The organism is Salinimicrobium sediminilitoris (assembly GCF_020866905.1).
GTDB classification, from domain to species: domain Bacteria; phylum Bacteroidota; class Bacteroidia; order Flavobacteriales; family Flavobacteriaceae; genus Salinimicrobium; species Salinimicrobium sediminilitoris.
Genome location: NZ_JAIVCC010000013.1, coordinates 216,846 through 243,809, shown reverse-complemented (window position 1 = coordinate 243,809; position 26,964 = coordinate 216,846). Strand labels below are relative to the sequence as shown.

The window sequence follows — 26,964 nt, the reverse complement described above, 5'->3', positions numbered from 1 at the left end:
ATTAGATTAAGCCGATTTATGGATGGTTTAGCCTGGGTAAGGTTTTGGTTACAGTTCTCTATGATGATATTCATTTTCTGAAGTACTTTGATGAATCCTTCTTTGGGTAAAGCTACGCCGTGAATTCTCCTGTGTAATCACCATTAAGCACAGTAATTTCTGAAGATTTTTTTTTGAACTGGGGTGAATAGTGAAATTGCTGTTGAAATGGTATCTTGCACACCCTGTAACCAGGTAAAATATAATAAATTGAACCTTCCGGATATCTTCCGTTTTAGAAAAAAGCACGAGTATAAAGTAGGCATTAGCCTTAGTGGTGGCAGTGCCCGCGGGTATGCTCACGTGGGGGTGCTGCAGGCGCTGCATGAACACGGGATTGAGCCGCAGATAATCTCGGGCACCAGCATGGGCGCAGTTGTGGGATCTCTATATGCTGCAGGATATTCTCCCGGAGGTATAAAAAAGATCCTTACTGAAGAGACTTTTTCAAAGATGACCGGCTTTTCATGGAGACGCACCGGGCTCTACAAACTGGAAAAGATGAAAGTGGCACTCCAGAGGTATATCGCCAAAGATGATTTCTCGGGTCTAAAAAAGCCGTTCTATCTCGCACTTTCCAACCTCAATAATGCCTGTGGCGAAATGCGTAGCAGCGGCCCTCTCTTTGATTATATTGTCGCCAGTTGCTCCGTTCCGGGGTTTTTTGCACCTATTGTGCTGGAGAAGACCAATTTCGTAGATGGCGGACTTTTCTGCAACCTTCCGGCTTCGGCTATCAGGGAAAAATGCAAATACCTTATAGGTTCCCATGTTAATTTTCCGGGTCAAAAAGATAGTTTTCCGGGGCCGCGAAGTATTATGGAACGTGCTATAAATCTCGGGATTACCCAGAATTCAAAACCTGAAATGGATCTGTGCGATTTTTTAATTGATCCGCCGCAAATGCAAAATTATACTTTGCTTGATTTCGCAAAAATCGAAGAAATTATTCGGGCTGGATATGAGCACACCAATAAAATGATAGAGAGCGGGGAGATTCCTGTGGAGAAACTCAGGACGAAAGTAAAATAGTCAATTAGCAGCGATACTGTGTAGGCCGGGAAATAACTTCCCATACAAATTCAGCAGAAAGATAATGCTATGTTTCAGGGACGAAACACAAAGCAACTTTTGACAAAATAAAAAAGCAGCTTCCTTCGCAAAGAAAACTGCTTTTCAATATTTGGAATAATTTATTGTATTGGGGTATATTCAAATCTTTGTCCACCTACAGAGATTCCTGCCATGGCGCCACCTTTAGGAACAGTAACAATTGCCACCCCGTCCTGGAATTCCAGATCTTCAGAAAATCCTTTGTCGAGGATTACGCCAGAGGCGTTGGCACTTACTTCATAACTGCCATCTTTAAAGCGTTGAAGAGCTTCTTCGGTTTCAAAGAAAAGTACCTCTACGAAGGCTTTTCCTCCCAATTGCAGCCCTATATCCACCTGCTTTAGATCGGCGTAGCCAATTAAATTTCCGTTGTCATAAACAACCCCGTTACCCGAGGCTCCGCCTATGATATAGGCTCCTTTCCCCACATTGGGAAAAATAGCGTATCCTTCAGCCGAATTAAAATATTCAGCCATCATAGGATGTTCTCTCTCGATCATTGCCTTTTCCTGTGACGCATCGGTAATGAGGTCATCACTTGTTTTTTTGGCCGATCCACAAGCTGTCAGAACCAGAACTAACAATACAGTAGCTGTTCTGACCAGGTTTTTTGTCAAAGTTTTCATCTTAATTGGTTTACATTTAATGCTTTAAATTAGAGAGATTTATGGATATTTGGTGTTAACCAGATGTTATTTTATTGACGGGTTTCATATCTGTAAATGACATTTTTGAACTGTAACATTCATTCTCAATTTTCCTTTCTGAAAACCCTGAATTTTCCCCGGCGTCACCTTTTGGCGCCATTCAGGTTTATGTTTGTATCAAATAAGAGGTTATGGGAGATGCAAATAAATACCAACTGCTGGATTTTTTGGCAGAATGTTTCCTGGAGCGGGGAGCTTCGGTAACATATCTTGACATGGGAGGAATTTCAGGATTAAGAGTAATTTCTGAAGAAGGGCCGGCCCGGCTCTATTTTTCCGCGGAAGAAGAGGTGTCAAAAATGGCATTTTTGAAAGGGGATCTTTCCGAAGAAATTATTATTCCCGTGCTCAAAACCCAGGAGGAGATACGGCTTAAGGCTGCCCTGGCTCAACAGGGAATAGAGAATATAACGGTCTATAAACTTTCCCTGCATGAACGCTACATTTGGTACAGCAGGATATTTTTAAGTAAAAGTCATGATAATTCCGTTTCGGTCAATGGTTCCTGTGGATTGTAGGGGTGTACAGAACGGGAGGCCGGAGCGGAAATTATCTCAATACCGGGAAAAGTATTTTGGACCATAATAGAAAGGTAAAAAAGATTTCCACTAGAAGAAGGCTTGAGCTAAAGGAAAATTTTATACTGAATATTGTATATTGAGAATTACTATTAAACCTAAAAACCCGGAATTTTGAATATTTTATATCTACACGGCCTGGACAGTAAACTAAGCCCCGAGAAAAAAGCCATTTTAGAGAAGTATGGAAAAGTCTATGCGCCCGATCTTAATTATTATGATAATCCCGATGCGATACAGACCATCATTGATCTCCATACAGATGTGGAGATCGATGCAGTAATAGGCAGCAGCATGGGCGGTTTCGCAGGATACTACGTTTCAAATGCCCTTTCTCGCCCGGCGCTCTTGTTCAATCCTGCATTGATGAAGCGGTCTGTCCCTCAAAATGTTCCGTCGCAAGAGAATTACAATAATTTGAAGCAGATCGTTATTGGCCAAAAGGATGATGTTGTTTCCCCTGCAGACACCCTCACTTTTTTGTCAGAAGATTTTAATCCTGTAACAGATATCCACTTACACCTTGTTCCCTGGTTGGATCATAATATTCCCGTGGAGTTTTTTGAAGAGGAAGTGGAGTCTTTCTTCAGGAAATTGGGCTACTAAAATTGAATTTGCTCCCGGTATAAAAAAGTCTTCCTTCTGAAAATCTCTCCGGGACTTTTTGGTTTCCCGCGAGAGACGTAAATTAGTAAAATCAAAAAAAAGAAAGATGAAAAACTGGTATATAAGTATTGTTGTCGTGCTGGGAATGATCACAATGACACCCGCACTAGAGGCACAGGAAACGGAAGTGATGGTAAGGGTTAAGTCGAAAGACGCCAAATTTATTGGCAGTTCTATTGGGGGAGCCATGGTCCTCATCAAAAATGCTGAAACAGGAGAAGTGCTGGCCAGCGGAAAAACGAGTGGAAGTACTGGAGACACAGAGCTTATCATGAAGCAGGCCCATAGCCGTAACCAAAGACTTACCGATGAAAATACGGCAGGATTCCTGGCCACACTGGATCTTGAAGAACCGGTGTTTGTGACCGTGGAAGCACATGCCCCATACAATAAGAAGCAGGCAAGGGTAATGAGCAGCACCCAGCTGTGGTTGATACCCGGGAAAGATATTACCGGCGACGGATTGATCCTGGAGGTGCCGGGATTTGTTGTGGATATACTTTCCCCTCAAACTCATGAGCGAATTAGTGAAGAGAGTACCATAATAATAAAAGCAAATGTTGTAATGATGTGCGGTTGCCCGGTCACGCCCGGCGGAATATGGGATGCCGAAAAATATGAAGTTAAGGCTATCCTAAGCCGCGAAGGAACAAAGGTGAGTGAACTGGAACTCAAGGCAGGAGATAAGCCCAGCACATTTACTGCAGAAACTACACTCGAAAAGGGACTTTATGAACTGCTTATCTACGCTTTTGATCCTGTTAGTGGAAATACCGGTCTGGACAGAACAAATTTTATTGTGAATTAGTTTTGACGGTAGATCAACAGGAAGCTAAAATATCCCCGGCCTAAGAATGGGGGCAGGGGGTGGCGGTTGTTTTAAAACCCCATCCATTGGCCATTCCCGACCTCACTACAGGTTCCATGCACGTCTTTGAAATGGCACTCAAAATTTATTTTGTGGTGCAGGGAAATAGTCATCGGGAGTTTCAGCGGATTAAAATTTTCTCTTCAAAAATGTTAAAAAATCATCTGTTTTAATTTTTAAATCCTTGAAAATCATAACTTAACTGATTATATAGAAAGTTATGAGAAAGAAACCGACCATCCAGATTTTACCCGTCTTCTTAGTTTTATGTCTCAGCTTTGGAACTTTCTCCTGTAATGAAAGCAAAACTCAGGGTGATCCTGAGCAGGTAGCTTCAGGGGAAATGAGCCTGTTGCAGAATTCTTCCGAAGATATTTTGGCAATGAATTCTGAAATTCTTCCAGTGGAGGCTACAAAGGATACTAATGTCCTGCTCACAGTGGATACCGAAAATATTACGGAAGAGACAGTAGAAGAATTTGTAAAAATATCTGATGACAGATCGGGTTCCTCAGAAGGCGTTTTACCCTCAGATCATGTTGCTTTGGTTGAAAAGAACATGAAAATATTCTGGAGTGCAGAAGCTTTAGATCCTCAATTAGAAACTACGGTAGATGTGCTGGGGATCTTTAGAAAACCAGAGGGCGGTGCAGAAATTCTGGACGGGGTTTTCCGCGATCCTAATAAAGACGGAATTGTCATGGGAAAGATCAAAAATAAAAAGGTAAACGGGCTGGAATATTATAATATCATGATAAGGATTAATGAGGAAACTCCCAGGACTTTTGTAATTGATCCAAAGCTGCAAATGAAGCATGATTAAGAAGAGAAAGGGGATAGCGAAGAGGCTTTTATGTTGAAGCACTGGACCTCTGGCGGTTTTCCTGGAACCAGATTTTATTTTTGTTCAGTTATATTCCTCTTCGGTTTCAAATAAATGCAAACTGAAAGGTGCCGGTTTTTTACTTCATTCAAGCCTATCTATCACATTGGCTTTATCTTCGATGAGGTCACAATTCACAGCTGAAATATCCCTTTCCGGCGGTCCAATAATAATTCTTCAAAAAAGTCTTCATGTCGGGTCTGGCAAAATTGACTGCCATGAAACTTTGGCGGTTATATCTCCTACAGTCTTATGAATTAATTTTCTACAAACTTGAGCTCAATGATAAATGTCATTGAATAAGACGGTTACAGTTGGTAAATTCAGATAATCTAAATATTTAGAAAATGGAAATTTCACTATTCCTGGCGAAATTCTGGGGTTGGTACCTGTTGATATTCTTTTTTATCCTGAGCTTCAACCCGGTGAGGATCAAACAAATATTTGATGATCTTAAAGATCAAAAATTTCAGATCCTTGCAGCCTTCATTGCTATAGTTGTGGGATTATTAAATATTCTGTTCCACAACATCTGGCAGCCCGACTGGCGGTTTATTATCACGCTGCTGGGATGGGCCTCACTTTTTTTGGGACTGGGGCTGTTTGTTTTTCCGGCTCCCACTACCCAAAAACTGCAAGTGCTGAATGTAAAACTGGTTCAGACCATTTATTTTCTCCTGTTTCTGCTGGGTATATTTCTGCTGAATATGGGATACCAAATCGTTCAATATTAACTGAAAAAAAATTACCTGTCATGGATAAGTATATACGGAAGTTTAGAGAAATTGGAATGAAGGATGTTCCTCTGGTGGGTGGAAAAAATGCTTCCCTGGGGGAAATGTTTACCGATCTGGCCTCACATGGGGTAAGGATTCCCGATGGTTTTGCCACTACGGCCGAAGCCTTTAGAAGTTATCTTAAGGAAAATGAGCTCGATCAAAAACTGGAAAAGCTTCTGAAGGACCTGAAGCGGCCAGATTATTCCAACCTGAATAAGATAGGGGAAGAGGCAAGGCAGCTTATTTTGGGTGGTAATTTTTCCGAAGATCTCGAGCAGGCAATAATACAGGCCTATAAAGATCTGAGTGGAGAAAAGCATATTGAGGTTGCTGTGAGGAGCAGTGCTACGGCCGAAGACCTTCCACAGGCAAGTTTCGCCGGTCAACATGATTCTTTTCTCAATATTTCCGGGGAAGAGGCATTGCTAAAATCTGTAAAGAACTGCTTTGCTTCTCTCTATACAGACAGGGCGATAAAATACAGGGAAGACCAGGGATTCGAGCACCGGGAAGTTGCCCTTTCTGTTGGGGTTCAAAAAATGGTGCGGTCAGACCGCGGCAGTTCGGGGGTTGGCTTCACTATTGATCCTGAAAGTGGTTTTAAAGATGTGATCCATTTGGCCGGAGTGTGGGGACTTGGCGAAAACATTGTGCAGGGAACGGTAAACCCTGATGAATTCTATGTTTTTAAGCCGGCTCTTGTAAAAGAAAAGATGGCGATTATTCAGAAAAAACTTGGGGCTAAGGAGAAAACTATGGTCTATTCCGGTTCAAACGGGCATGCCTCAACAATGAATATGGATACCGAATCTAAAAAGCAGGACCAGTTCGTATTGAATGACAAAGAAATACTGGCCCTTGCCAAGTGGGCCCTGGAAATAGAAGAGCATTACGGAAAGCCTATGGATATTGAATGGGCTAAAGACGGAATCACCAATGAGCTCTTTATAATTCAGGCAAGGCCAGAAACAGTCCATACTTCAGTAAAAGAAGAACTTCAGCTGCAATATAAGCTTCTGGAGAAAGGTAAGGTTCTGGCTAAAGGAAATGCTATTGGTTCCAAGATCGCGGTGGGACCTGCCCGAATTCTCGAGTCACCCCGCGAGGCAGATAAACTTCAGAAAGGGGATATCCTGGTTACCCAAACCACAAGTCCCGACTGGGATCCACTGCTCAAAAAGGTTGCCGGGGTTGTGACAGATCGTGGGGGACGTACAAGTCATGCTGCCATAGTTGCACGGGAACTCGGTGTTCCTGCAGTGGTAGGTTCGGGTGCTGCTACTGGCAACATCAAGGATGGGGAAATAATCACCGTGTCTTGTGTGGAAGGGCAAACCGGATTTATTTATCAGGGAGAGCTTAAATTTGAAACACAGGAGATCGACTTTGGAGAGATCAAAATGCCTACTACAGAGGCCAAGCTTATTCTTGCAGATCCGGAAAGGGCATTTCAGCTCTCTTTTTATCCTAACAACGGTGTAGGCCTTCTTAGAATGGAATTCATTATCACCCACATGGTTAAGGTACACCCGATGGCCCTAATAAAATTTGATGAATTAAAAAATGAAGAGGCTAAAAAAGAGATTAGTCACCTCACCAGGAATTACCCGCAAAAAGAAGAATATTTTGTCGATCAATTGTCCCAGGGTATTGCCACCATTGCAGCTGCTTTCTATCCTAAAGAGGTGATTGTGCGAATGAGTGACTTTAAAACAAATGAGTATGCAAATCTTATTGGGGGTAAACAATTTGAGCCTGAAGAAGAAAACCCGATGCTGGGCTTTAGGGGAGCCTCCCGGTATTACCACGACCTGTACCGGCAGGGATTTCTGCTGGAATGCAGAGCGCTGAAAAAGGTAAGGGAAGAGATGGGTCTCGAAAATGTCAAATTAATGATCCCATTTTGCCGAACCGTAGAAGAGGGTGAAAAAGTAGTCAACCTCATGGCCGAAAATGGATTGAAACGCGGAGAGAACGGCTGCGAGATCTATGTCATGGTAGAAATACCAAGTAATGTGCTCCTATTGGAAGAATTTGCCAGGGTATTTGACGGATTTTCAATTGGATCCAATGACCTTACCCAACTTACTCTTGGGATAGACAGGGATTCGCAGTTAATTAGCTCCCTTTTTGATGAAAATAATCCCGCTCCCAAAAAGATGATCTCCCTTGCCATTGAAAAAGCCAATAAAACCGGGAAAAAAATAGGCTTGTGCGGACAAGCTCCCAGTGATTTTCCTGAATTCGCATCCTTCCTTGTAAAGGCAGGAATAAACAGTATTTCATTCAATCCTGATGCTCTTATAAAAGGGATCAAGAATATTAAAAACGCTGAAGAAGAAAAAGAGGAACCCGTGGTTTGATCTGTGCCACTTCTAGATCACTTCAGGAGTGGTACAGGATTTCAGGTACTAAAGTTACTCCCGGCGTCATTTAATGCAGCCGGGAGTAATTTTTTACTTAATGATCATTCCGCCGTCAATTACCTGGGTGGTACCGGTCATGTATTTGCTGTCATCGCTGGCAAGAAAGAGGGCAAGATCGGCTATCTCAGAATTTTCTGCATAGCGTACAAAAGGAATATTGGCCTCGAAATCTTTACGGGAATCTGCAGGTTGTTCGGGGTGTATTTGTTCTTCAATAGAATGCATCATTCGGTTATTCACAGGTCCCGGATGTATGGAGTTAACTCTTATTCCTTTATCTGCAAATTCCAGGGCAGCCGTTTTCATAATTCCTACCACTGCATGTTTGCTCGCAACATAGGCACCTAAATGAGCAAACCCTTTGAGGCCTGCTACAGAAGAGGTGATAATGACACTCCCTCCCTGGCTCATTTTTGGAATTAATTGTTGACACCCCAACCACACACCTTTTAAATTGACTGCGATTACTCTGTCAAAGACATCTTCGGGATATTGGGATATTGGAAAGAATTTACCTTCTATACCCGCATTTAAGAAAGCAATGTCAATCCTGCCGAATTTCGACAGGGTAGCTTCAGTAATAGCCTTGTTATCTGCGAGCTTTGAAACATCGGCTGCGAAGGTGGCTGTTCGTTCCTTATTCATGCTTTGGGTAACGTTCCGAAGGTCATCTTCAGTGAGATCTACCAACATCACCTTTGCCCCATGCGAAAGAAACAGTTCAGCTGTAGCTTTTCCAATTCCACCGGCCGCCCCGGTTACGACACAAACCTTATCCTTAAGTTTTTCCATTTTTTTTATATTTTATTGGTTCGTTCAGTTGCGCTGGCTCGCCGGAGCAGATCAATGGCTTCTGAATCTTCTACAGGAGCAAAATTTTCATAGAATTGGCTAACACCTCTAAAGTATTCGGGAGTTTCCAGACAAACCACCTCATTTATTAAAGGGTGGTCTTCCATTTTCCTGATAGTTTTAGCAGGGGCCACCGGGACGGCTACAATAATTCCTGCCGGAGACTGCTTTGCCAGGAGATCTACAGTTACTAAAACAGTACTGCCGGTCGCCACCCCGTCATCCACCAGAATGATCCATCTGTCTTTAAGTTTAATACCGGGAAATGTCTTGTGGTACATGTGGTCCTTCTCCTTCACGTCCTTCTTGACCCTTAAAATTTCGTTTAATAAATAATCTTCAGGAATTCCCTCGGCGGTATGATTAAGAGAATGACCTCTCATCCCTACGGCACCAATGGCATATTCCCGGTCGATGGGATGGCCTATTTTTTTGGAAATGACCACATCCAGGGGAGCTTTTAATATTTTTGCCACCTCATAACCTACCGGCACTCCGCCTCTGGGAATAGCAAGTATTACCGGATCCAAATTCCGGAACTTTTTTAGAGCAGCTGCCAGTAATTCTCCCGCTTCTTTTCTATCGTAGAACATAGTTTACAAAGTCTTCGTGTGATTTAATTATCTGAATATAAGACTTTTAAAATTATGAATTAATGATATTTATCATTTGCGGGGTTGCCTTCAATTTTTCTGGTTATCCTTTTTAAAGACTTCTTCCTGTTGGGCGGGCTACGTACAGTAGGCAAAGATCCTGTAGATTTTTTTTTGTAAAACCTGGCTGTTAATTCTTTTTCAGCCAGATACTATAAATAATTTACTGTCAAAGCATCAATATTTACTATAAGGAGTTAAAACTTATAATTCTTAATTATTGTAAATTTATAGGAATAACTAACTAAAATTTAATTAAAATGGCAGACAATGAACACCGAAATTCCCCCGGGACCCACAAAGCCTGGGAAGTTAACGAATCCAGTAGATGCCCCTTCTTAGGCGGGGCCTTAGATAAGACTGCCGGCAGCGGAACTACAAACCGTGACTGGTGGCCTAATATGTTGAACCTTAGTATTCTGAGACAGCATTCAAACCTCTCCGACCCAATGGGTGAGGACTTTAATTATGCTGAAGAATTCAAAAGCCTCGATCTGGCTGCAGTGAAAGAAGATCTTAATAAACTCATGACCGATTCCCAGGACTGGTGGCCGGCAGACTATGGTCACTATGGAGGGCTCTTTATCCGTATGGCATGGCACAGTGCGGGAACCTACCGTATTAGTGATGGAAGAGGAGGGGCTAGTTCGGGTTCCCAGAGATTTGCACCTCTAAACAGCTGGCCCGATAATGCCAATCTTGATAAAGCCCGCTTATTGTTATGGCCAATCAAACAAAAATACGGAAGAAAAATCTCCTGGGCAGATCTTATGATCCTTACAGGAAACGTTGCTCTCGAAACCATGGGACTAAAACCATTTGGATTTGCCGGGGGCCGTGAAGATATCTGGGAATCTGAAGAAGATATCTACTGGGGTTCTGAAGGAGAATGGGTTGGTAATAAAGAACGCTACGCAAGGGAAAATGAACTTGAACAGCCACTTGCAGCCTCTCACATGGGGCTTATCTACGTAAATCCCGAAGGTCCAAATGGTAACCCAGATCCCCTGGGTTCTGCCAAAGACATTCGTGAGACCTTTGGCCGTATGGCTATGAACGATTACGAGACCGTGGCTCTTATCGCCGGGGGACATACCTTCGGAAAAACCCATGGAGCGGCAGATCCTGTAGAATATGTTGGCGCAGAGCCCGCAGGGGCAGATATCATTGAAATGGGATTGGGCTGGAAAAATAAATTGGGTACCGGAAATGCAGAAAGCACTATTACCAGTGGTATAGAAGGAGCCTGGACAAACACCCCGACAAAATGGAGTAACGGCTTCTTTGATAATCTCTTTGGCTATGAATGGGAATGCCATAAAGGTCCAGGTGGGGCCTGGCAATGGAAGCCTAAAGACGGGGCAGGAGAGGGCACCATCCCCGATGCTCATGACCCCAATAAAAAGCACGCCCCATTCATGCTAACATCGGATATTGCATTAAGGGAAGACCCCGAATATTTCAAGATCTCAAAACACTTCCATGAAAACCCTGAGGAGTTTGCAGATGCTTTTTCAAGGGCGTGGTATAAATTGACCCACCGGGATATGGGACCGCTTTCCCGGTATCTGGGACCCGAGGTGCCTTCGGAAGAACTTATTTGGCAGGATCCAATTCCCGAAGTAGATCATGAATTAATAAACCGTGACGATATCGCCGAACTGGAGAAAAAGATCTTTGCTTCAGGCCTTTCTGTCTCCCAGTTGGTGACCACCGCCTGGGCTTCGGCTTCTACTTTTAGAAATTCAGATAAACGTGGAGGCGCCAATGGAGCACGTCTTCGCCTGGAACCACAAAGACACTGGGAAGTGAACAATCCACCTAAACTTCAGCAAGTGCTTACAAAATTTGAGGAGATTCAGGAGGAATTCAACCGTGCTCAAAAAGGCAATAAAAAAGTATCCCTGGCCGATCTTATTGTGCTTGGTGGAAACCTGGCTGTTAAAAAAGCTGCAAAAGATGCAGGCTATGAGATAGGCGTTCCTTTTGCCCCCGGAAGAACGGATGCTCTTGAGGAGCAAACAGATGCCGAAGCCTTTGAGCCGCTGGAGCCCAGAGGAGACGGTTTCCGCAACTATGTAAAAAAGAACGAATATATTTCAACCTCTGCAGAGGAGATGTTGGTAGATAAGGCGCAGTTACTTTCCCTTACTCCGCCTGAAATGACTGTCCTGGTAGGAGGGATGAGAGTTCTGGGAGCGAATTATGATGGATCAAGTCACGGTGTATTTACTAACAGACCCGGGCATCTTACCAATGATTTCTTTGTAAATCTATTGGATATGACCACAACCTGGCAGGCCCGAACCGATGCTCAAAATGTCTTTGAAGGTCGTGACAGGAAATCCAATGAGGTAAAATGGACCGGCACAAGAGTTGACCTTATTTTTGGTTCCAACTCAGAACTTCGTGCCCTTTCGGAAGTCTACGCACAAAATGATTCTAAAGAGAAGTTTGTCAAAGATTTTGTAAAAGCATGGGATAAAGTAATGAACCTGGATCGTTTTGATTTAAAGAATTGATCTGTGTCACCGGTTTATTAGAAAGAGGCGATTTGGGAACAAATCGCCTTTTTTCATGAATAACAATAACGAATATTATTCGGAAATGAACCGGTATCGCTGTGGCTGTCCTACCACTCTTGTCTACTTCTCCGCTGCCCAAAGTATGCCTTTAATAATGTGTTCTAAAAACAGGGGTTCCTTATAGGCTTCATTAGTGTGACCGCCACCGGTGTAGAAAGCTCTGCCGCCATCGTACTCATGATACCAGGCAATGGGATGATGATTTCCGTTCTCTCCACCTTCGTAGGATTGTTCGTCCAGAGTAGCAAGAACCCGAATCTCGGGATTCAAACTCTTGTAGTTGTACCACTCGTCCTCGCGTTCCCATATTTTTGGCAGGTGAGATGTAGAAGGATGGCTTTGATTTACAACATGAACTTCTGCTTTTTGAATATGAGGATGAGATTTGAAGTAGCCACCTACCAATTTGCCATACCAGGGCCATTCATATTCGGTGTCGGCTGCGGAATGAATTCCAACAAAGCCTCCGCCAGCCCGAATGAACTCTTCAAAGGCTGTTTGTTGAGGGATATTGAGAACATCTCCCGTAGTGTTTAAAAAAATCACAGCATCATATTCCTTCAGGTTTTCAGGAGTAAAAAAATTAGAATCACTGGTAGTATCAACCTGAAACCCCACTTCTCCTCCTAATTTAATTAGCGCCGCCTTTCCAGCGGGAATGGATTGATGTACAAAACCCTGCGTTTTGGTGAACACGAGAATTTTATCTTTCTGTGATTTTCCCGATCCCAGCAGAATCAGAGCCATTGCTCCAAAAAAGATGATTAAAGTGCTATTTTTAAGAGGTGTTATTTGTGGCATTTTTTTAATCTTGATGTTTTTGTAAAGCTAAGAAAGATCTGAACATCAAATCTTCATGAATTTTTTCTTTGGGGGTTAATCTGCAAATTGAATTCACACCACCCCGGAAGTGAGCAAAAAAAATAACCCCTGAAACTTTTAGTTGCAGGGGTTACTTAATGATCTACGGTAAATAACTTTTATTTTGTCCCTGGGCTAACTTCTACCTTTGGTATTTCCTGGTTTCCCTCTTTTAAATATGTGTTGAACCACCGCATCATTCGAAGGCTGTAATCATATCGTGCAGTTGATTTTCTGTTCCCATGGCCTTCACCGGGATATAAAACCAGTCTCACCGGAGTTTCTGTTCTGGTTTTAATATGACGGTAAAGTTCATATGACTGACCCGGATCAACTCGAGTGTCTTCCTTTCCGTGAAGGATCAAAAGAGGAGTTTTGGCTTGATCTGCATAGAAAATAGGACTTCGCTCCAGGAAAAACTGGTAATCATCCCAAATTCTTTTTCGGCTGTGCACAAGAAACATTTCTTCAGGAATATCACTTGTTCCCCATTTTGAAAGGTTGTTACTTATCCCCACAGACATTACTCCTGCAGCAAATCTTTCGGTATGGCGGGTAGCCATCCATGCGGTAGCATATCCCCCATAAGATCCACCGGTCACTCCCACGCGGTCTCTGTCCACATTTTTATTTTCTATAAGGTAATCTACCCCGTCAATGATATCATCAAATTCTTTTCCGCCTGGATCTCCCTGGCTGGACTTGGCAAACTCGGCTCCGCGACCGGTACTTCCACGGTAATTAGGGTAGAATACAGCGTAACCTTCCCCGGCACCCATTTGACCGGGCATGCTGTAATTGGTAAGCCAACCATTGTCGTAATGCGCTTCGGGTCCGCCGTGAACGACAGTGATCAAAGGAGTTTTTTCCTCACCGGAAACAGGGTGAATAAGAATCCCCTCGATTTCCATTCCGTCGGCAGCTTTGTAGGTGATCACTTCCTGCTTTCCTAATTTTTCCTGTTCCAGCCATGGATTGGAATTGGTAACGCGATTAGCGTTCGCACCTTTTGCGTCTAAAGTGAATAATTCTCCCGGATGCCGGGCAGTACTACCTACCAGGGCCATTGATCCATTCTTGGCCATTGATAAACCTGCAATACTCAGATTATCATCTCTGAACATTTGGTTCATTTTTCCGTTACGGCCTATAGTTCCAATGCTGCTGTAAACTCCTTCACTGGCTAAATAGGTGAGGGTATTATTGTCTTTCCACGCCAAGTCTTCAAATTTACCTTTAAAGGTAGGATTAAGATTAGAGGGTGTTCCTCCCGTTGCATCAACTATAAAAATTCTTCCATCTATTGGATCATGTTGGTCTTCTCCGGCAATGAAAGCAATCTTCTTACTGTCCGGGCTCCATTTAAGTATCCCAAGCTTGGCCTTATGATCCACCTGGGCAGAAACATTTTGAGAAGCAGCATCAAGGATATATATCTTTTGTCCCGTATAAAAGTCGTCAACCAAAGAGGATGGTGCTGCACTTACCGCCATCTTTTGCCCGTCTGGACTCCACCAGGCGCCGGTAACATGTCCATCTACAGTCAATGACGCAGGAGAAGGACTGGAAAGATCTATTGTATAAAGCGTAGATTCGCGTAGTCCTTCTTCATAAACTTCCGGTTGATATGGAAGCTGGGAGTCGCGGCTTTCCTTTGGCTCATGAGATACAAACAGTAATTTGCTTCCCTGTGGATGCCAGTCATAGTGAGTAATGGAATTATTGAACTCGTAAATTTTTTGAGCTTCACCACCATTTAAACCTATTTCATAGAGGGAAGAGAACTTATCCCCGTCTTTCTTTGCAGTAAAGCTGATGCTGTTGTGTCGGGGCCTGAATTTTACATTGGAAACGCTGTAGCCGGTGATAAAAGGCATGGTTCTATTACTCTTCTTATCGTACAGATAAAGATGAACATCGGCGGGTGCATTTTTTTCCTGGGGCGCCATGGGTTTAAGATGCTGGTAAACGATCTTTTCCCCATCGGGCGAAATGGAAGTGTTGATGACATATTCTATTCTTGCAACATCCTGAGGGGTAAGCACATTTTGCTGTGCAAACACGGCGTTGCAAATAAGAAACATGAGAAATGTTAGGGATCTTTTCATTGCTGTTATTGAATTATAGTTAAACCTGATTTTCGCACCTTAAGATACGGGAAAATGAGCATTTGCCCAAGTCTACTTTTTCAGCCTTACCACCTGGTACTACACTTAAGAAAAAGGCTGTTTTCCCATTCCTTCTGAAAGAATGAAAACATCAGGTTGTACTTCTTTTAATGAAGCGTTGCTTCCAGATAAAGTATCTTAAGATAATGTAAACGGGAGCGGCAATAAAACCAAGAGCTATCCCGAAGATAAAAAACAGAAAGGTGAGAATTTTTATAAAGATCTTTGTGAGGAAAGATTTACCCTTAGGGATATATCGCCGGTAAGGTGTGAAAAGATATACATTGGCGAGTACGGCACTTACTACAAATCCAACTATAGGAATAAACCCCAGGAGAAAAGATACTCCGGCGAGTTTATAGAATTTTATGTCCTGGTAATTAATATATTCCTTTGGGGTGGGAGAATCGAATAAAGTGGAACCGCAGAGATCGCACTGCTGAAATAAATCTGTGTTTTTCAACTTGTTCCCACAGTCAGGACATTTGCGGTGAGAGGCAAGGTGGAGCCGGTGTTTTTCAAGACTAGATACCAATTCCTTTTTACGCTGCCCAAAAACACCTATTTGGTGTACCTCCGGTTGCGGAGCTTTGCAGTTATAGCATTTTACAGCGAAGGGGAGGTTCATTTTTCCGCAGTTGGGACAGGCGAGTTTTTGCTGTTCCAGTTTCCGTTCTGTTCTTTTCTTCAGAAGAATAAAAAAGCCTATAGCCGCTGCATAAACTGCAACCATTATCAAGCCGAGCCAGATGAGTAGCAGAAATCCGAAGACGACCAGGCTGTCCTCCAGCCAACTGCTTATTTTACTAATGTAAAAATTGTCATCCTCATCTACGTCTTCTAAAAAGCTGATAAAATCCCGCCTTAGTCCTGCCAGCCAATGCACCACGAGAGTTCCAAAAAGCAAGAGGATCCAAAGGGGATCAAAGGCTGCCCATTGAACTTCTCCAAGCACTTCTACAGAGGCTTCGTCAAGTAAATTAAGATTGATGATAAAAAATATGAGCGGCTTGAGGTAGGTTTCTGCATCTTTTAAAAAATTTCTTATCTCGGTACTTTTATCGCCCACGATCTCTAATAAACTTAAGCCTCCCAAAGTGTATAAAACCCAATCCTTTGTAATAAAAGAATCTGTTGCAGGGGAAACGATTTCCCCCATTCCCGGAAAATATTGTGGATACCTTAAAAAAAGTGCTGCAAGAAAGGCGGGGAGGAAGGTTCTCATTGAGAACAGGGGAATCATACCTAAAATGCTGACAATTTGAACGAAAGTCATGTAAATGGGTTTAGGGAAGAAAAGATAAAAAAAATTGGGCAGGAAAAGGAGAAGCAGTTAAAAGCCTGCTAATAGCAATAGAACATTCATCCTGAAATCTTCCCGTAACTTAGGTGTCAAAAAGGGTATTTTTGAAGTTCTTTTTGGCGGGCGTTAAGGCACGCCGGGTACCGGAGGGGAAGACAGCATCTTACTTTAAAGATCGGCATTTATATTCATAAGAGGCAGGTCGAGGTGATTTAGGATCTTTTCGGTAATGTTCCTTCTAAAAACAGGGTTCAGGCCACTGCGGCCATGGGTGATGACGCTAACCAGGTCACACTCGTAAGAGTTCACATAAGCATCTATTCCCCGCTCTTCATTATAGGCGTTTATAATAACCGGCTTAATCTGCATTTTAGAATAAGGGGCAGTGAAAGGCTCTAATTTTTTATGGATCCCGGTGGTTTCTTCAAAGAAATATGGAGTATTTACATAAAGGATCTGTACAGCGGCCCCAAGTTTTTTTGCCAAATCCATGATCCTGTTGAAGCTTTCACGGGACTTCTCCAAAAAGTCGGAAACGATTACCCATTTTTGAGGCACATTGGGGTTAGCACCCAATTTCACGGCAATAACAGGAACCGGGGATTTGTGGAGCACCCTCAGGGTATTCGTGCCGGCTGTTTTATTCCTGCCTTTCTCGCCGTGGGTGCCAATCAACACCAGGCAATAATTTTTCTCGTTGATATACCCATAGATTTCTTCCATCCCTGCATCATAGACTAAAGAAGTATGGGCTTCAACCTCCATATCGTGAGCCTTTCTTTCCAGGCTGAACAGTTTATCTTTAGCGTCCCCAATGGCGGCTTTGGTTTCGGGATAAAGATTCTCCTTCTCGAGAGGAAGCTTTCTCCATTCGACCGGGGTTGAAACCAGGTGCAAAAAAGTTATCCCGGTTTTAAGTTTTCCGGCGATCGCTAAACCAATATCTGAAGCAAGATTTGCGGTTTCAGAAAAATCTGTGAGTACAAGAACATTTTTCATAGCCAGAAGTTTTACTTAAAAATATGTAATTATTGGCTATGCGGAAATGACTTTTGTCATTCTTGGTAGTTTATTGATAATAAGATATTTGAAAGTAGAATTCATCTGAATTACTACCTGGTTTCAGCGCTTTTAAAAGCTGAAGAAATTGAATTCGGATGGATCATAAATGAACCTTTACTGATTTGAATTAGGGAAAATTACCTTTTCAGGATGTTTTTTCAGTTCTTTCATGATGTGCGTAAACAACAAGGATTTGGTGGGACCTGAATTTTTTGGCTCAACCAGAAATCTGACAGTTACTTCGATCCAGGTATTGTTGTTAGCTGTGAATATTACTGAAGGTTTCTCTTTAATTTCCAGCTCCTGGATCATAGAATCGGCAAGAATGGTTTTAAGTCTTTTTACCCTTCTCATCATTGCTTCTCCCAGTTGCTTTTCGGCAATCTCTGTTACTAAAAGGGAGATGAAATCAAAATCACTGTCATAGGAAACATAAAATTTTACTTCGTTCCATATAAAAGGAAAAAGCGGCCAGGAATAATTAACTACATATTCACTGAAGATACGGGAATTGGCATATTTGATAATTCTTCCGCTGGGATGATCCCCCGATAAATAGTCCCCGCGAAACTCCCACAAAGTGGTGTCGAAATATCCCACATTCATCACATCGCCGTAAACAGTTCCTATTTTTATCCTGTCCCCAACTTCATAGGGCTTCCGAAGAAGAAGATAAACCCACCCGAAAAGGCTGGTGAGGGGGTTTTGAAGTGCCAAACCCAGAATTAACGAGATAACCCCAAAGGAGACCAGGGTCGCATACCAATTTGAAAACATCAGGGAAATGACAATAAGAACAATAAGAAAGAAACTGACAAAGTTGATGAGGCTTCTAAAATTATACGCGCTGGCCTTGTCATCTATTTTTCTTTTTAAGATCTTCCGCAGAAGACTGTTCAAAAAGAGTACAGTCGTGATCAATACCGAGCCTAATATGAGTTTTTTGGCTATTGGGAGATAAGCTTCAGAAACTGGCAGGTTGCCCGATTCCAGCAAGAAATATAGGAGACCAGCTACTACAATGATAAGGGCAGTGTAACCCACAAGAAGAAGGATTTCTCTTCTTGCACTGGGAAAGGTTTTCTTTGAGGTATCGGTCTCTAAAAGGGCTTTTTTTACATTCTCTTCTTCAAGGATCTTTTTTATTTCTTCCTCTTCCGTTCTTTTGTCGGCATTCATTTGTAATCTTCTTTTTAGACCGTTAATAATTGTGCTACGGTTAAATTAAAGAAAATATTGTTGCAAGTTCTTTAAGGAAGGTTAAACCACGGGAAGATTTGGCTCCAACCCGGCAGGTTGTTCCTTAACTGGAATGGCCGCTATGACTACAATGATCTATAACGAAAGAGACACTCCCGTCATAATAAAAAATTCATGGGCGAGGTCAACAGCATAATTTTCCATCCTGTATTCGAAGGAAAAACCAAGTTCAAGATCCTTAAAAGTACTGTTTTCAACACCCAGCGAAAATCTTTGCTCAGCTTCAGGTTTTTGATGGGCAGAAACGGCATATAAAGCTTCTGTGGATATACCCAGGGAAAAAGCTTCGCTCATGGCAAAGGAAGATGCCAATTCATATCTTAGTCGGTGAGTCAAATGTTCTCTAAACCTTTGTTCCAGCCGAAACCTGTGCGAAAGGGGCAGATAAGAATTGACGGGATCGATCTTTACCTGTTCCATAATTCGGAATTCATCTACTTCAGAAGAGTCAAAAAGTTCTTTAAAACGATACCTCAGTCCAAGACTTAATACGAGTGACTTGCGCTCCCGGTAATTGGTGAAGTGGTTAAATTCCAGATGTTCATTGCGGGAACCGGAAACTTTTCGTCCTTCCAGTCTCTCCTGTAGTAACCCCCTGTATCCTGCACTAATATCCATGGACCACCCGGTATTTACAGGCAGAGAAACTTCGAATTCGTGATCGTAAAAGTAAGATTGTGGATTTTGAGAAAAAGCCTGGTTTATACTCATCATGCTGAGGAGCATTAGAAATATAATTTTCTGCCTGAAAAAAGATGCCATAAGTCCCTGATTTAAGCTGTGCTGTTTGATGTTCTTTTTCTTTTGTCCCAATATACATAGAGCCCAAACAAGATGAGGCTTACAATTGATCCCCATAACAACCCGGTTTTAAGGCCATCTGTACTTTCTCCTATCACTGCAATAAAAAGTGTGAGGGGGGCAATACCTGCTAAGGTGGCGGCAACAAATTTCCAATAACCCATTTTAAGGATGCCGGCTACAAAGCTAATGGCGTCGTTTGAAAGAAATGGATTTAGCCGGGTGACAATAACTGCCCAAAATCCATAGTCATCAATAAAATCTCCAATTTTCTTTTCGTTTTTGTGACCTATGAGTTTTTCTACGATCAAAGGTCCAAAATACCTTCCGATAAAGTAACCTACAGAAGAGGCCGAAAATACAGCCACAAGAATTATAATACTTCCAAAGACTGGTCCGTATGCCAGTACCGAAACTACCATGAGTGCAATTGTGGGAATGACAAGAAGGAACATTTGCAGGATCATGGCCAGAACAAGTACCACGGGACCAAACCATCCAAAGTTTCCAACCCAGGCTTCAATTCTTTCGTTATCATCGCTAGTGAGGACATTCCAGGCTTCCGTGAGAAAATCCTGAACCCCCGGAATAAAAAAATAGGCGAGCACCAGGGAGACAACAATTAACGCTGAAATGTAAAGAGGGAGCTTACTTTGCTTTACCGAAGCTGTTTCAATAGAATTATTTTCCATTCTAATTTATGATTTTACTATCTGAATAAGAAAATGCTACAGTTTCTACCTGCAGGATTTTTTTCTGATTAATTTTTGTTTATTTCCTGTTGAGAGAGACTCTAAGAATATTGGCGGGACCTTCTTCCGCTTCATTGGAAATGAATAGATCTCCTTCAGAATTAAAGGTCAATCCCTCGGGGTTTGCAAAATCTTTGGAACTAAAAATGTACAATTCCTTTAGCGTTCCACCTTTTTCGACAATTAAAAGTTTAGGCCTGGTGCCGTCAAGAATGTATAGCTCACCACTATGTGGGTGGATATTTAATTCTCCCGGCGAAAATTTATTCTTTAGTTTTCCATCTACCCGGTCAAAAAGAGGATCGGAAAGACTGACTTTAAACTCGGGCTTTTCACCTGAATCTTTTTTGTTGAGGTCAAAAGCATAGATCTCTTTTTCGTGTTGAGAATTTTTACGCTCTTTTACAGCCAGCAGGAGCCGATTATTTACGGGGTCGGCACAAAGACCTTCGAAGTTGATCCCGGGCAGGGCATTAGCTTTAGTAACTTTCTTGGTGACCTGCGGGTTTGTGCTCTCAAAATCTATTACTTCGAAAATAACTCCGTCGCTCCGCAGAACATATGCATCATCTTCTATTACGGCTATTCCTTCATAATCTCCGCCATCGCCGAATTCTATTTCATTCTCTATTTTGGAAGTTTGGAGATTAAAAATGTAAATTATCCCATCCTCATCCTGGATACAGGCAATGCGATCTTTTCCAAGCCATGCAATCCCCGATACTTCATCAAGAACATCGGGTAAATCCCATTTTTGAAGGATCTCATAATTCAGGTTTTTGTCTAAATTTTCTGAAGGCTTTTCTTTAAAGGAGAAAAAGGTCAGCACCCCCACGATTAAAACTACTATTCCAAAAATGATCTTTTTCATAACTTTTTTATTTCCAGTAAATCAATGTGGTGTCGGTTTTTCCTGCTTCATTCAGAACCACCTTTTCATTTGAAAAAAACCGACTGACTTCTGCCTGGTAGTAAGTTTCTTTCCCTGTTCTCACTACCTCAGGATCTTTAATGTTTTTTTCGCCATATTTCTGCTGAAGCGTCTCCTGTACTGCAGGAGGCAGGGCAGACCAGGGTATTTCCCACTTTCTCTTCAGTATGCCTCCGGAAGAATCAAAAAGGGCTTTTTGGTCATTATCTCCAATTTCAAATTCTACTTCATAGGTTTCTCCAACCTGGTTGAATTCAGCATCGGTGGCTTTAGGATATTCGGCCCAGAATTCATTCAGCACAACAGAGGGTACTTCTGCATAGGGATAATCATCGTCGTCGCAGGACAACAACAAGCTGCTTAGTAGAATTAATAAGAGATGTCCACACTTCACTTTATTTTCTTTCCTGCTAAAATGGGAAAGGAAACTGGAAAGATTTGGGAACTTTAAAAGTCTATTGTGAAGATGTGGGTTTGATCGTGAAAAGTATAGGTGAGGTCCAGGTCCATTTTTATGGCAATGGCTTTAGAAATTGCGAGGCCAAGACCTGTAGAATCTGCTTTTTCGGCTCCTTTAAACCTGCTGAAGATCTTATTTTTTTCGAGGGCGGCCTTTCCGGGATTTTCAAATTTTATTGACTTTGAGGAAATGATCAGCTTGACAACAGTGCCCGAAGGGGTGTGAAAAATGGCATTTTTGAGCAGGTTTGAAATAAGCATGCCGGCGAGATCTTTACTTCCGTGATTTTCCATGTTGTGTTCTTCAGTAAGAACTATTTTCACCTCCCGATGGGCCGCAAAATCCTGAAATTCTGCAATGATCTGTTTGACAAGGCTATTCCAGTTGATCTTTTCTTCTTCTGCAAATTGCCTGTTCTCGATCCTTGAGAGCAATAACAGGGACCTGTTAAGCCGGGTAAGTCTTTCCAGGCTTTGAAGAACCGTTCCCAGTTCTTTCATTTGTTCCTGTGATAATTCGGCATTTTCGGCCATTAGCTCCAGCTTATTGATGCTTATGGCCAGGGGAGTTTGCAACTCATGCGACGCATTTTCTATGAATTCTTTCTGACTATTGTAGCTTTCAACAGATTTCTTCAGCAGGCTGTCTACCCGCTCATTCAGAAGCCGGAACTCATCTATTTTTGTTTCCTCATATTTGATCGCCCGGTCTCTTTCAATACTGAAGTTTTCCAGGCGTCGAAGGAGTTTATAGAAAGGTTGCCAGGTCTTTTTCTGAAAGTAACTGTTAAGCAAAACAATAGTCAGGATCAAGCCAATGTAGAGCCACAGGAGGGAAAAGAACAATTCCTTGCGAAGATCATCCTCTTCCACCATAGAGGTTATTACCTTTATTTTGTAAAAGGAGCCGTCCTGCTGGAAAACACTTTCTATAAGGCGTATCGGCTCGTATTCATCTTCGTTTTCCATGTACATGAGCGAGTCGCGATAAGCATCTGTAAAGTCACGGCCTATTTGAGGAGTTGTGGGGGAAATGATATAATTTCCATCCTCAAAAGCGCTTTTTTCAAGCACCGATGGATCCTGCCTGGCCTTTCTAATCACCAGCATCTTCTGGTTGTCCAGGCCGTCATCCATACTGTCATAGATCTCATCCAGGATCTCGAAATAAAAGATGAGCGCCCAGAGTGCCAGCAAAAAAAACAGGATCACAGCAAAATAGGTAGTAGTATAATTGAGGAGTTTCATGGAACGAGGAGCTTATAACCTATTCCATAGACAGCTTTTATTTCCGGTTCTGCCCCGGTATCGGAAAGTTTTTTTCTCAGGTTTTTGATCTGGGAATATATAAAGTCAAAATTATCTGTCTGGTCAATATAATCTCCCCACACATGTTCTGCCAGCGCAGATTTACTCACCAAACGGTTTTGATTGGTGCACAGGTAAAAAAGCACATCAAATTCTTTACGGTTTAGCTCAAGGTCCTTATCATTTACGGTGACTGTATGGCTATCGATGTTTATTTTCACGTTGGCTACCTCCAGTAAATTGTTCCCTTCAAATTTTCGTCTGCGAAGAACGGCTTTTACCCGGGCATTTAGCTCGGCCATGTGGAATGGCTTGGGGAGATAATCATCGGCGCCAAGTTCCAGGCCTTCGACCTTATCATCTATCGAATCTTTAGCCGAAACGATAATGACCGAATCGCTGTAGCCTTTCTCTTTTAGGGTTTTTAGAATTTCAAGTCCGTTACCGTCTGGAAGTGTTATGTCCAGCAGGATACAGTCATAATCATAAACTCCAATTTTGGAAATAGCTTCTTTATATGTAGCTACAGGTTCCACCAGGAAGTTTTCCTTTTCCAGGGTGGTCTGCATATTTTGCCTCATATCTTTCTCGTCTTCAATAATCAGGATCTTCATGATTCGAAAGTAGAATTGAATTTGGGAAACATTTAGGATTCCTGCTGAGATCTATTCCTAATTTCTTCCAGTTTTGGCGCCTTACTTCGCATAGAATTTAAAATAACAAGTTATGAAAAAAGAAATTGTATCAGCATTTATTGCATTGTTCTCTATGGGTATGTTTGCACAGACAAGTACCGGAAACTTACCGGGAACAGCCCAGAATTTTATTAAGCAACACTTCTCTTCAGTCTCTGTAGCAGGAGTAGAGGAGAACAGCAACTGGAAGATCTGGGAAGATGAGAAATACGAAGTAAAGTTAGCGAATGGAATTGAGCTGGATTTTGATGAGAATGGAAATATCATTGAGATCGACAGCCAAAATAGAGAGGCGCTGCCTATGACTGTTTTACCTGCAAAAGTAGCTTCTTATTTACAGGCCAACCATGCAGACGCACAGGTGATTGGATGGGAGAAACAAGATAAGGAACAGGAAGTGGAACTTGCAAGTGGTATTGAAGTAGAATTTGATGCACAGGGGAATTTTAGAAAATTAGACTAAAATCCACCGGAATATTTCAAATAAGAGGCTGCCAAAAGGCGGCCTCTTTTCGTTATACCATATTTCAATCTTATCTGAAGATCATTTTGAGCCCATTCAGAGCTAGTCGAGAATTTACTTTTCAGCTAAATTGGAAGCCAAACCCTGTATGAACTATTCTTAGGTCATGATTTCGAGGCATGTAGGTTTCTGAATCGCCGGTTTAAAATTTCAGGAAAAATAATAATTCTTTCAGCGGCGTCACGAACTGTCGCGCCTGCTCTGTATATTTGGATTACTAACCATTACCATCTCATTCATGTCTCTTCCACGACACCGCGCAATCATTACCAAACTACGCAGAAGCCCAATGGGTTTTGAGGAGTTGCAGGATTATCTTCAGTTTCAGAGTGAGATCTCGGGCGATGATCTTTACTGTTCCCGGAGAACCTTTCAAAGGGATATTAAGAAGATTGATACCATGTATGGGATCGAGATCGAATACAACAGCTCCACCGGGAAATATGAGATCACCTATGACGCCAATGAAGAGCACAATGAACGGCTTATGGAGGCTTATGAGATCTAACGCCCTTAATATTTCTCACAATTTTTCTCGGCATGTGATCGTGGAGAAGCGAAAGCCTTTGGGGGCCGAAAACCTCCATGGACTGCTGCATGCCATTAAGAACAGCTATAGTATTTCCTTTCTGTATGAGAAATATTCAGGTGGAGACCTTAGGAGGCGGGTAGTAAATCCTGTGGCTTTAAAGGAGTCTCAACATCGCTGGTATTTACTGGCAGAAGACCCAAAAGGCGGAATCGTGAAGTCTTTTGGACTCGATCGTCTCTCAGGTCTGGAGATCTCCAACAAAAAATTTGAACCTGTAGCATACGAGGCCGAAAAAGAATACAGGCATAGTTTCGGGATCATCAACGGAGTGGAGAGCCGGCCTGAAAAGATCGTTCTCTCCTTTACTCCCCGGGAAGGAAAATATATCCAGTCCCTTCCCCTGCATCACAGTCAGAAGGAAATTCTAAAAACCGATAAGGAATGGCAATTTGAATATTATCTCCTGCCCACTCACGATTTCATTATGGAAGTGCTTTCCTATGGTGCCGATGTAAAAGTGCTGGAACCTGAGAGCTTTCGGAATAAGGTTTTAAAACAGTTACAGGCCGCACTGGACAGGTATTAAAAAGAGGCTTTGCCATTCCCGATTCGTCGGAGTAGGGGCTGACGAAGCGGGAGGTGTAGCCTCTTAATTTAACCTGAGTATTTATAGACTTTCGACCAACCGGTTGGGAAAGTGAAACTTTTGGGTGGGAATGACTATGAAAATATTGTCACCTATTAACCCTGATCACTGAACGCCATTTTTTGGCGCATCCATTGGCTAAGTTTGTTCTTAAATTAGAAGATCATGGTACTTAATAAGCAAAATAACCCGTCAGATGTTTTTAGCTGAAGGTTTTCTAAGACAGAGACCATCAGGGAGCTATCAGAATTTTTCAGTATTTCCACGTAACTGAGTTTAACTGAAGATAAGGTGCTGTGGTTTTATATCTCTGCGGAAGATGAAGTGTCAAAAATGCCATTTTTGGAGCAGCTTGCTTCCGAAGAAACATTAGAAGCTAAAAAACAAAAAAGCAAAAAATGAATTTTAAGAATAACATAGAACCTTCATTTGTTCCCGGCTTCCACCTCAATTCTCTTTTTGACCGCTGGGGCTGCTTCAATGTTGATATTCTTTATATGGGATATTTTAATGCCGTGGCAAGTCAGCAGAAATTTGCAGACCTGGATCTGGAAAAATTTTATAGCGAATTTGCGAAGGTGTTTGAAGATAAGATCCTGGGCTACCATGTGAAGAAAGACTCTTCAGAAGAGGAGTGGAAGAGCGATTTCATTTATGTTTTAAAAAATGAGCTCATGGTATCTAAGGAAGGGGAGGAAGTCACTGTTTTCTTCAGCAAAGAGCATTGTAAATTGCTTCAGGAAGTCATAGACTTTACTACAGACAAAAGGAAAAAGGAGGAAGACAAAGCCCATATAAATCTCATCATCATGAAGCCTCATGGGCTTGATAACAGGAAAATTGATTTTGCAAAGCCCGAACTCCATCTTAAAAAGATCTACAATGATGGCTTTGAGGTTTTCCACGCGAAAATGCTCAACATCCTTCAGGAGCAAAACAGGAGCGGACTTCATTTACTGTACGGCAAACCGGGCACGGGGAAAAGTACCTATATAAGATATCTGTGTGGGCAAATAAAAAAAGATATTATATTCCTGCCGGGGCAGATGGCGCAGAATCTTGACAATATAGCCATGACACGCTATCTTATGGATAATGCGAACTGCATTTTAGTGATCGAAGATGCCGAGGAATTGATCGTTTCCCGTGACCAGCAGCGCAATTCCAACCTGGCCATGATCCTCAACATTACCGATGGGATCTTAGGAGAATCATTAGGCATCCAGATCATCGCTACTTTTAATACCGATGTGAAAAATATTGATCCTGCACTAAAGCGAAAAGGTCGTTTGCGATCGGCCTTTGAGTTCAAAGCCCTGTCCCCCGAAAAAGCGAATGTTTTGCTAAGGGAGCAGCATACAGGTTATGCTACAGAGGAAGAGATGACCCTGGCCGAGATCTACAACATTAGTGAAGAAGAGCAGTATAAGAATCCCGAACATAAGGCGGTGGGGTTCAGGTAATGTAAATTGGATATGCTTATAGAATATTTTATATTGAAATGAATCCTGAAG

General features: G+C 42.2%; 26 protein-coding genes. 12 read left to right on the top strand and 14 right to left on the bottom strand.

Annotated features, from left to right (window positions below; all coding sequences use genetic code 11):
• The first annotated feature begins 249 nt into the window (after nucleotides 1-249).
• Nucleotides 250-1,071, top strand: coding sequence for a patatin-like phospholipase family protein (locus tag LA313_RS12380; protein ID WP_228915432.1), 822 nt, complete (start codon nucleotides 250-252; stop codon nucleotides 1,069-1,071).
• A 161-nt stretch (nucleotides 1,072-1,232) separates the two neighbouring features.
• Here the strand turns inward: LA313_RS12380 and LA313_RS12375 are convergent, their stop codons facing one another.
• Nucleotides 1,233-1,778 (bottom strand): lipid-binding SYLF domain-containing protein, encoded by a 546-nt coding sequence (locus LA313_RS12375; RefSeq protein WP_228915431.1) that lies wholly within the window; start codon nucleotides 1,776-1,778, stop codon nucleotides 1,233-1,235.
• A gap of 212 nt (nucleotides 1,779-1,990) precedes the next feature.
• Here LA313_RS12375 and LA313_RS12370 point away from each other — a divergent pair, with 212 nt between their 5' ends.
• The 6 genes from LA313_RS12370 (at nucleotide 1,991) to ppsA (ending at nucleotide 7,996) form a co-directional block, all read left to right on the top strand.
• The gene (locus tag LA313_RS12370; RefSeq protein ID WP_228915430.1) at nucleotides 1,991-2,377 is read left to right on the top strand and encodes a hypothetical protein; all 387 of its coding nucleotides are present in this window, start codon (nucleotides 1,991-1,993) and stop codon (nucleotides 2,375-2,377) included.
• A 174-nt stretch (nucleotides 2,378-2,551) separates the two neighbouring features.
• Nucleotides 2,552-3,043, top strand: a complete 492-nt coding sequence (locus LA313_RS12365; RefSeq protein ID WP_228915429.1) for a YqiA/YcfP family alpha/beta fold hydrolase — start codon at nucleotides 2,552-2,554, stop codon at nucleotides 3,041-3,043.
• 106 nt (nucleotides 3,044-3,149) lie between these two features.
• Nucleotides 3,150-3,911, top strand: coding sequence for a hypothetical protein (locus LA313_RS12360; protein WP_228915428.1), 762 nt, complete (start codon nucleotides 3,150-3,152; stop codon nucleotides 3,909-3,911).
• A gap of 280 nt (nucleotides 3,912-4,191) precedes the next feature.
• Nucleotides 4,192-4,794, top strand: a complete 603-nt coding sequence (locus tag LA313_RS12355; protein WP_228915427.1) for a hypothetical protein — start codon at nucleotides 4,192-4,194, stop codon at nucleotides 4,792-4,794.
• A gap of 407 nt (nucleotides 4,795-5,201) precedes the next feature.
• A complete protein-coding gene (locus LA313_RS12350) occupies nucleotides 5,202-5,588 on the top strand; it encodes a hypothetical protein (RefSeq protein WP_228915425.1) in 387 nt (128 codons plus the stop codon).
• A gap of 20 nt (nucleotides 5,589-5,608) precedes the next feature.
• Complete coding sequence (gene ppsA, locus LA313_RS12345) at nucleotides 5,609-7,996, top strand: phosphoenolpyruvate synthase (RefSeq protein ID WP_228915423.1); 2,388 nt, start codon at nucleotides 5,609-5,611, stop codon at nucleotides 7,994-7,996.
• A gap of 93 nt (nucleotides 7,997-8,089) precedes the next feature.
• Here the strand turns inward: ppsA and LA313_RS12340 are convergent, their stop codons facing one another.
• Nucleotides 8,090-8,851, bottom strand: coding sequence for an SDR family NAD(P)-dependent oxidoreductase (locus LA313_RS12340; protein WP_228915421.1), 762 nt, complete (start codon nucleotides 8,849-8,851; stop codon nucleotides 8,090-8,092).
• Nucleotides 8,852-8,856: 5 nt separating this feature from the next.
• Nucleotides 8,857-9,504: a phosphoribosyltransferase gene (locus LA313_RS12335; RefSeq protein WP_228915419.1), complete on the bottom strand. Its 648-nt coding sequence runs from the start codon at nucleotides 9,502-9,504 to the stop codon at nucleotides 8,857-8,859.
• Between the two features lie 320 nt (nucleotides 9,505-9,824).
• Between LA313_RS12335 and katG the strand changes: the two genes are divergently transcribed.
• Nucleotides 9,825-12,086 (top strand): catalase/peroxidase HPI, encoded by a 2,262-nt coding sequence (gene katG, locus LA313_RS12330; protein ID WP_228915417.1) that lies wholly within the window; start codon nucleotides 9,825-9,827, stop codon nucleotides 12,084-12,086.
• 123 nt (nucleotides 12,087-12,209) lie between these two features.
• Here the strand turns inward: katG and LA313_RS12325 are convergent, their stop codons facing one another.
• The 11 genes from LA313_RS12325 to LA313_RS12275 form a co-directional block, all read right to left on the bottom strand.
• Nucleotides 12,210-12,950, bottom strand: a complete 741-nt coding sequence (locus LA313_RS12325) for a ThuA domain-containing protein (RefSeq protein WP_228915415.1) — start codon at nucleotides 12,948-12,950, stop codon at nucleotides 12,210-12,212.
• A gap of 179 nt (nucleotides 12,951-13,129) precedes the next feature.
• Entirely contained in the window at nucleotides 13,130-15,118 is a 1,989-nt protein-coding gene (locus LA313_RS12320) for a S9 family peptidase (RefSeq protein WP_228915413.1), read from the bottom strand.
• Nucleotides 15,119-15,269: 151 nt separating this feature from the next.
• Nucleotides 15,270-16,454 (bottom strand): hypothetical protein, encoded by a 1,185-nt coding sequence (locus LA313_RS12315; protein WP_228915411.1) that lies wholly within the window; start codon nucleotides 16,452-16,454, stop codon nucleotides 15,270-15,272.
• Between the two features lie 195 nt (nucleotides 16,455-16,649).
• Nucleotides 16,650-17,480: a universal stress protein gene (locus LA313_RS12310; RefSeq protein WP_228915409.1), complete on the bottom strand. Its 831-nt coding sequence runs from the start codon at nucleotides 17,478-17,480 to the stop codon at nucleotides 16,650-16,652.
• Between the two features lie 177 nt (nucleotides 17,481-17,657).
• Nucleotides 17,658-18,722, bottom strand: coding sequence for a mechanosensitive ion channel family protein (locus LA313_RS12305; protein WP_228915407.1), 1,065 nt, complete (start codon nucleotides 18,720-18,722; stop codon nucleotides 17,658-17,660).
• 156 nt (nucleotides 18,723-18,878) lie between these two features.
• Nucleotides 18,879-19,565, bottom strand: a complete 687-nt coding sequence (locus LA313_RS12300; protein WP_228915405.1) for a DUF2490 domain-containing protein — start codon at nucleotides 19,563-19,565, stop codon at nucleotides 18,879-18,881.
• Between the two features lie 11 nt (nucleotides 19,566-19,576).
• Nucleotides 19,577-20,296 carry a TVP38/TMEM64 family protein gene (locus tag LA313_RS12295; RefSeq protein ID WP_228915403.1) on the bottom strand — a complete coding sequence of 240 codons (720 nt, stop codon included), beginning with the start codon at nucleotides 20,294-20,296 and terminating at the stop codon, nucleotides 19,577-19,579.
• Nucleotides 20,297-20,375: 79 nt separating this feature from the next.
• Nucleotides 20,376-21,227, bottom strand: coding sequence for an SdiA-regulated domain-containing protein (locus tag LA313_RS12290; RefSeq protein ID WP_228915401.1), 852 nt, complete (start codon nucleotides 21,225-21,227; stop codon nucleotides 20,376-20,378).
• 7 nt (nucleotides 21,228-21,234) lie between these two features.
• On the bottom strand, nucleotides 21,235-21,636 hold the full coding sequence (locus tag LA313_RS12285; RefSeq protein ID WP_228915399.1) for a PepSY-like domain-containing protein: 402 nt from the start codon (nucleotides 21,634-21,636) through the stop codon (nucleotides 21,235-21,237).
• Between the two features lie 98 nt (nucleotides 21,637-21,734).
• The gene (locus tag LA313_RS12280; RefSeq protein WP_228915397.1) at nucleotides 21,735-22,994 is read right to left on the bottom strand and encodes a sensor histidine kinase; all 1,260 of its coding nucleotides are present in this window, start codon (nucleotides 22,992-22,994) and stop codon (nucleotides 21,735-21,737) included.
• On the bottom strand, nucleotides 22,991-23,668 hold the full coding sequence (locus tag LA313_RS12275) for a response regulator transcription factor (RefSeq protein ID WP_228915394.1): 678 nt from the start codon (nucleotides 23,666-23,668) through the stop codon (nucleotides 22,991-22,993). The genes LA313_RS12280 and LA313_RS12275 overlap by 4 nt, the downstream gene beginning before the upstream one ends.
• A 112-nt stretch (nucleotides 23,669-23,780) precedes the next feature.
• Here LA313_RS12275 and LA313_RS12270 point away from each other — a divergent pair, with 112 nt between their 5' ends.
• The 4 genes from LA313_RS12270 to LA313_RS12255 all read left to right on the top strand — a co-directional run bounded on the left by LA313_RS12270 (nucleotide 23,781) and on the right by LA313_RS12255 (nucleotide 26,913).
• Entirely contained in the window at nucleotides 23,781-24,212 is a 432-nt protein-coding gene (locus LA313_RS12270; protein WP_228915392.1) for a PepSY-like domain-containing protein, read from the top strand.
• Nucleotides 24,213-24,510: 298 nt separating this feature from the next.
• A complete protein-coding gene (locus LA313_RS12265; protein ID WP_228915390.1) occupies nucleotides 24,511-24,780 on the top strand; it encodes a hypothetical protein in 270 nt (89 codons plus the stop codon).
• A complete protein-coding gene (locus LA313_RS12260) occupies nucleotides 24,770-25,390 on the top strand; it encodes a WYL domain-containing protein (RefSeq protein WP_228915388.1) in 621 nt (206 codons plus the stop codon). The genes LA313_RS12265 and LA313_RS12260 overlap by 11 nt, the downstream gene beginning before the upstream one ends.
• A gap of 458 nt (nucleotides 25,391-25,848) precedes the next feature.
• Nucleotides 25,849-26,913 carry an AAA family ATPase gene (locus LA313_RS12255; protein WP_228915386.1) on the top strand — a complete coding sequence of 355 codons (1,065 nt, stop codon included), beginning with the start codon at nucleotides 25,849-25,851 and terminating at the stop codon, nucleotides 26,911-26,913.
• The last annotated feature ends 51 nt before the right edge of the window (nucleotides 26,914-26,964 follow it).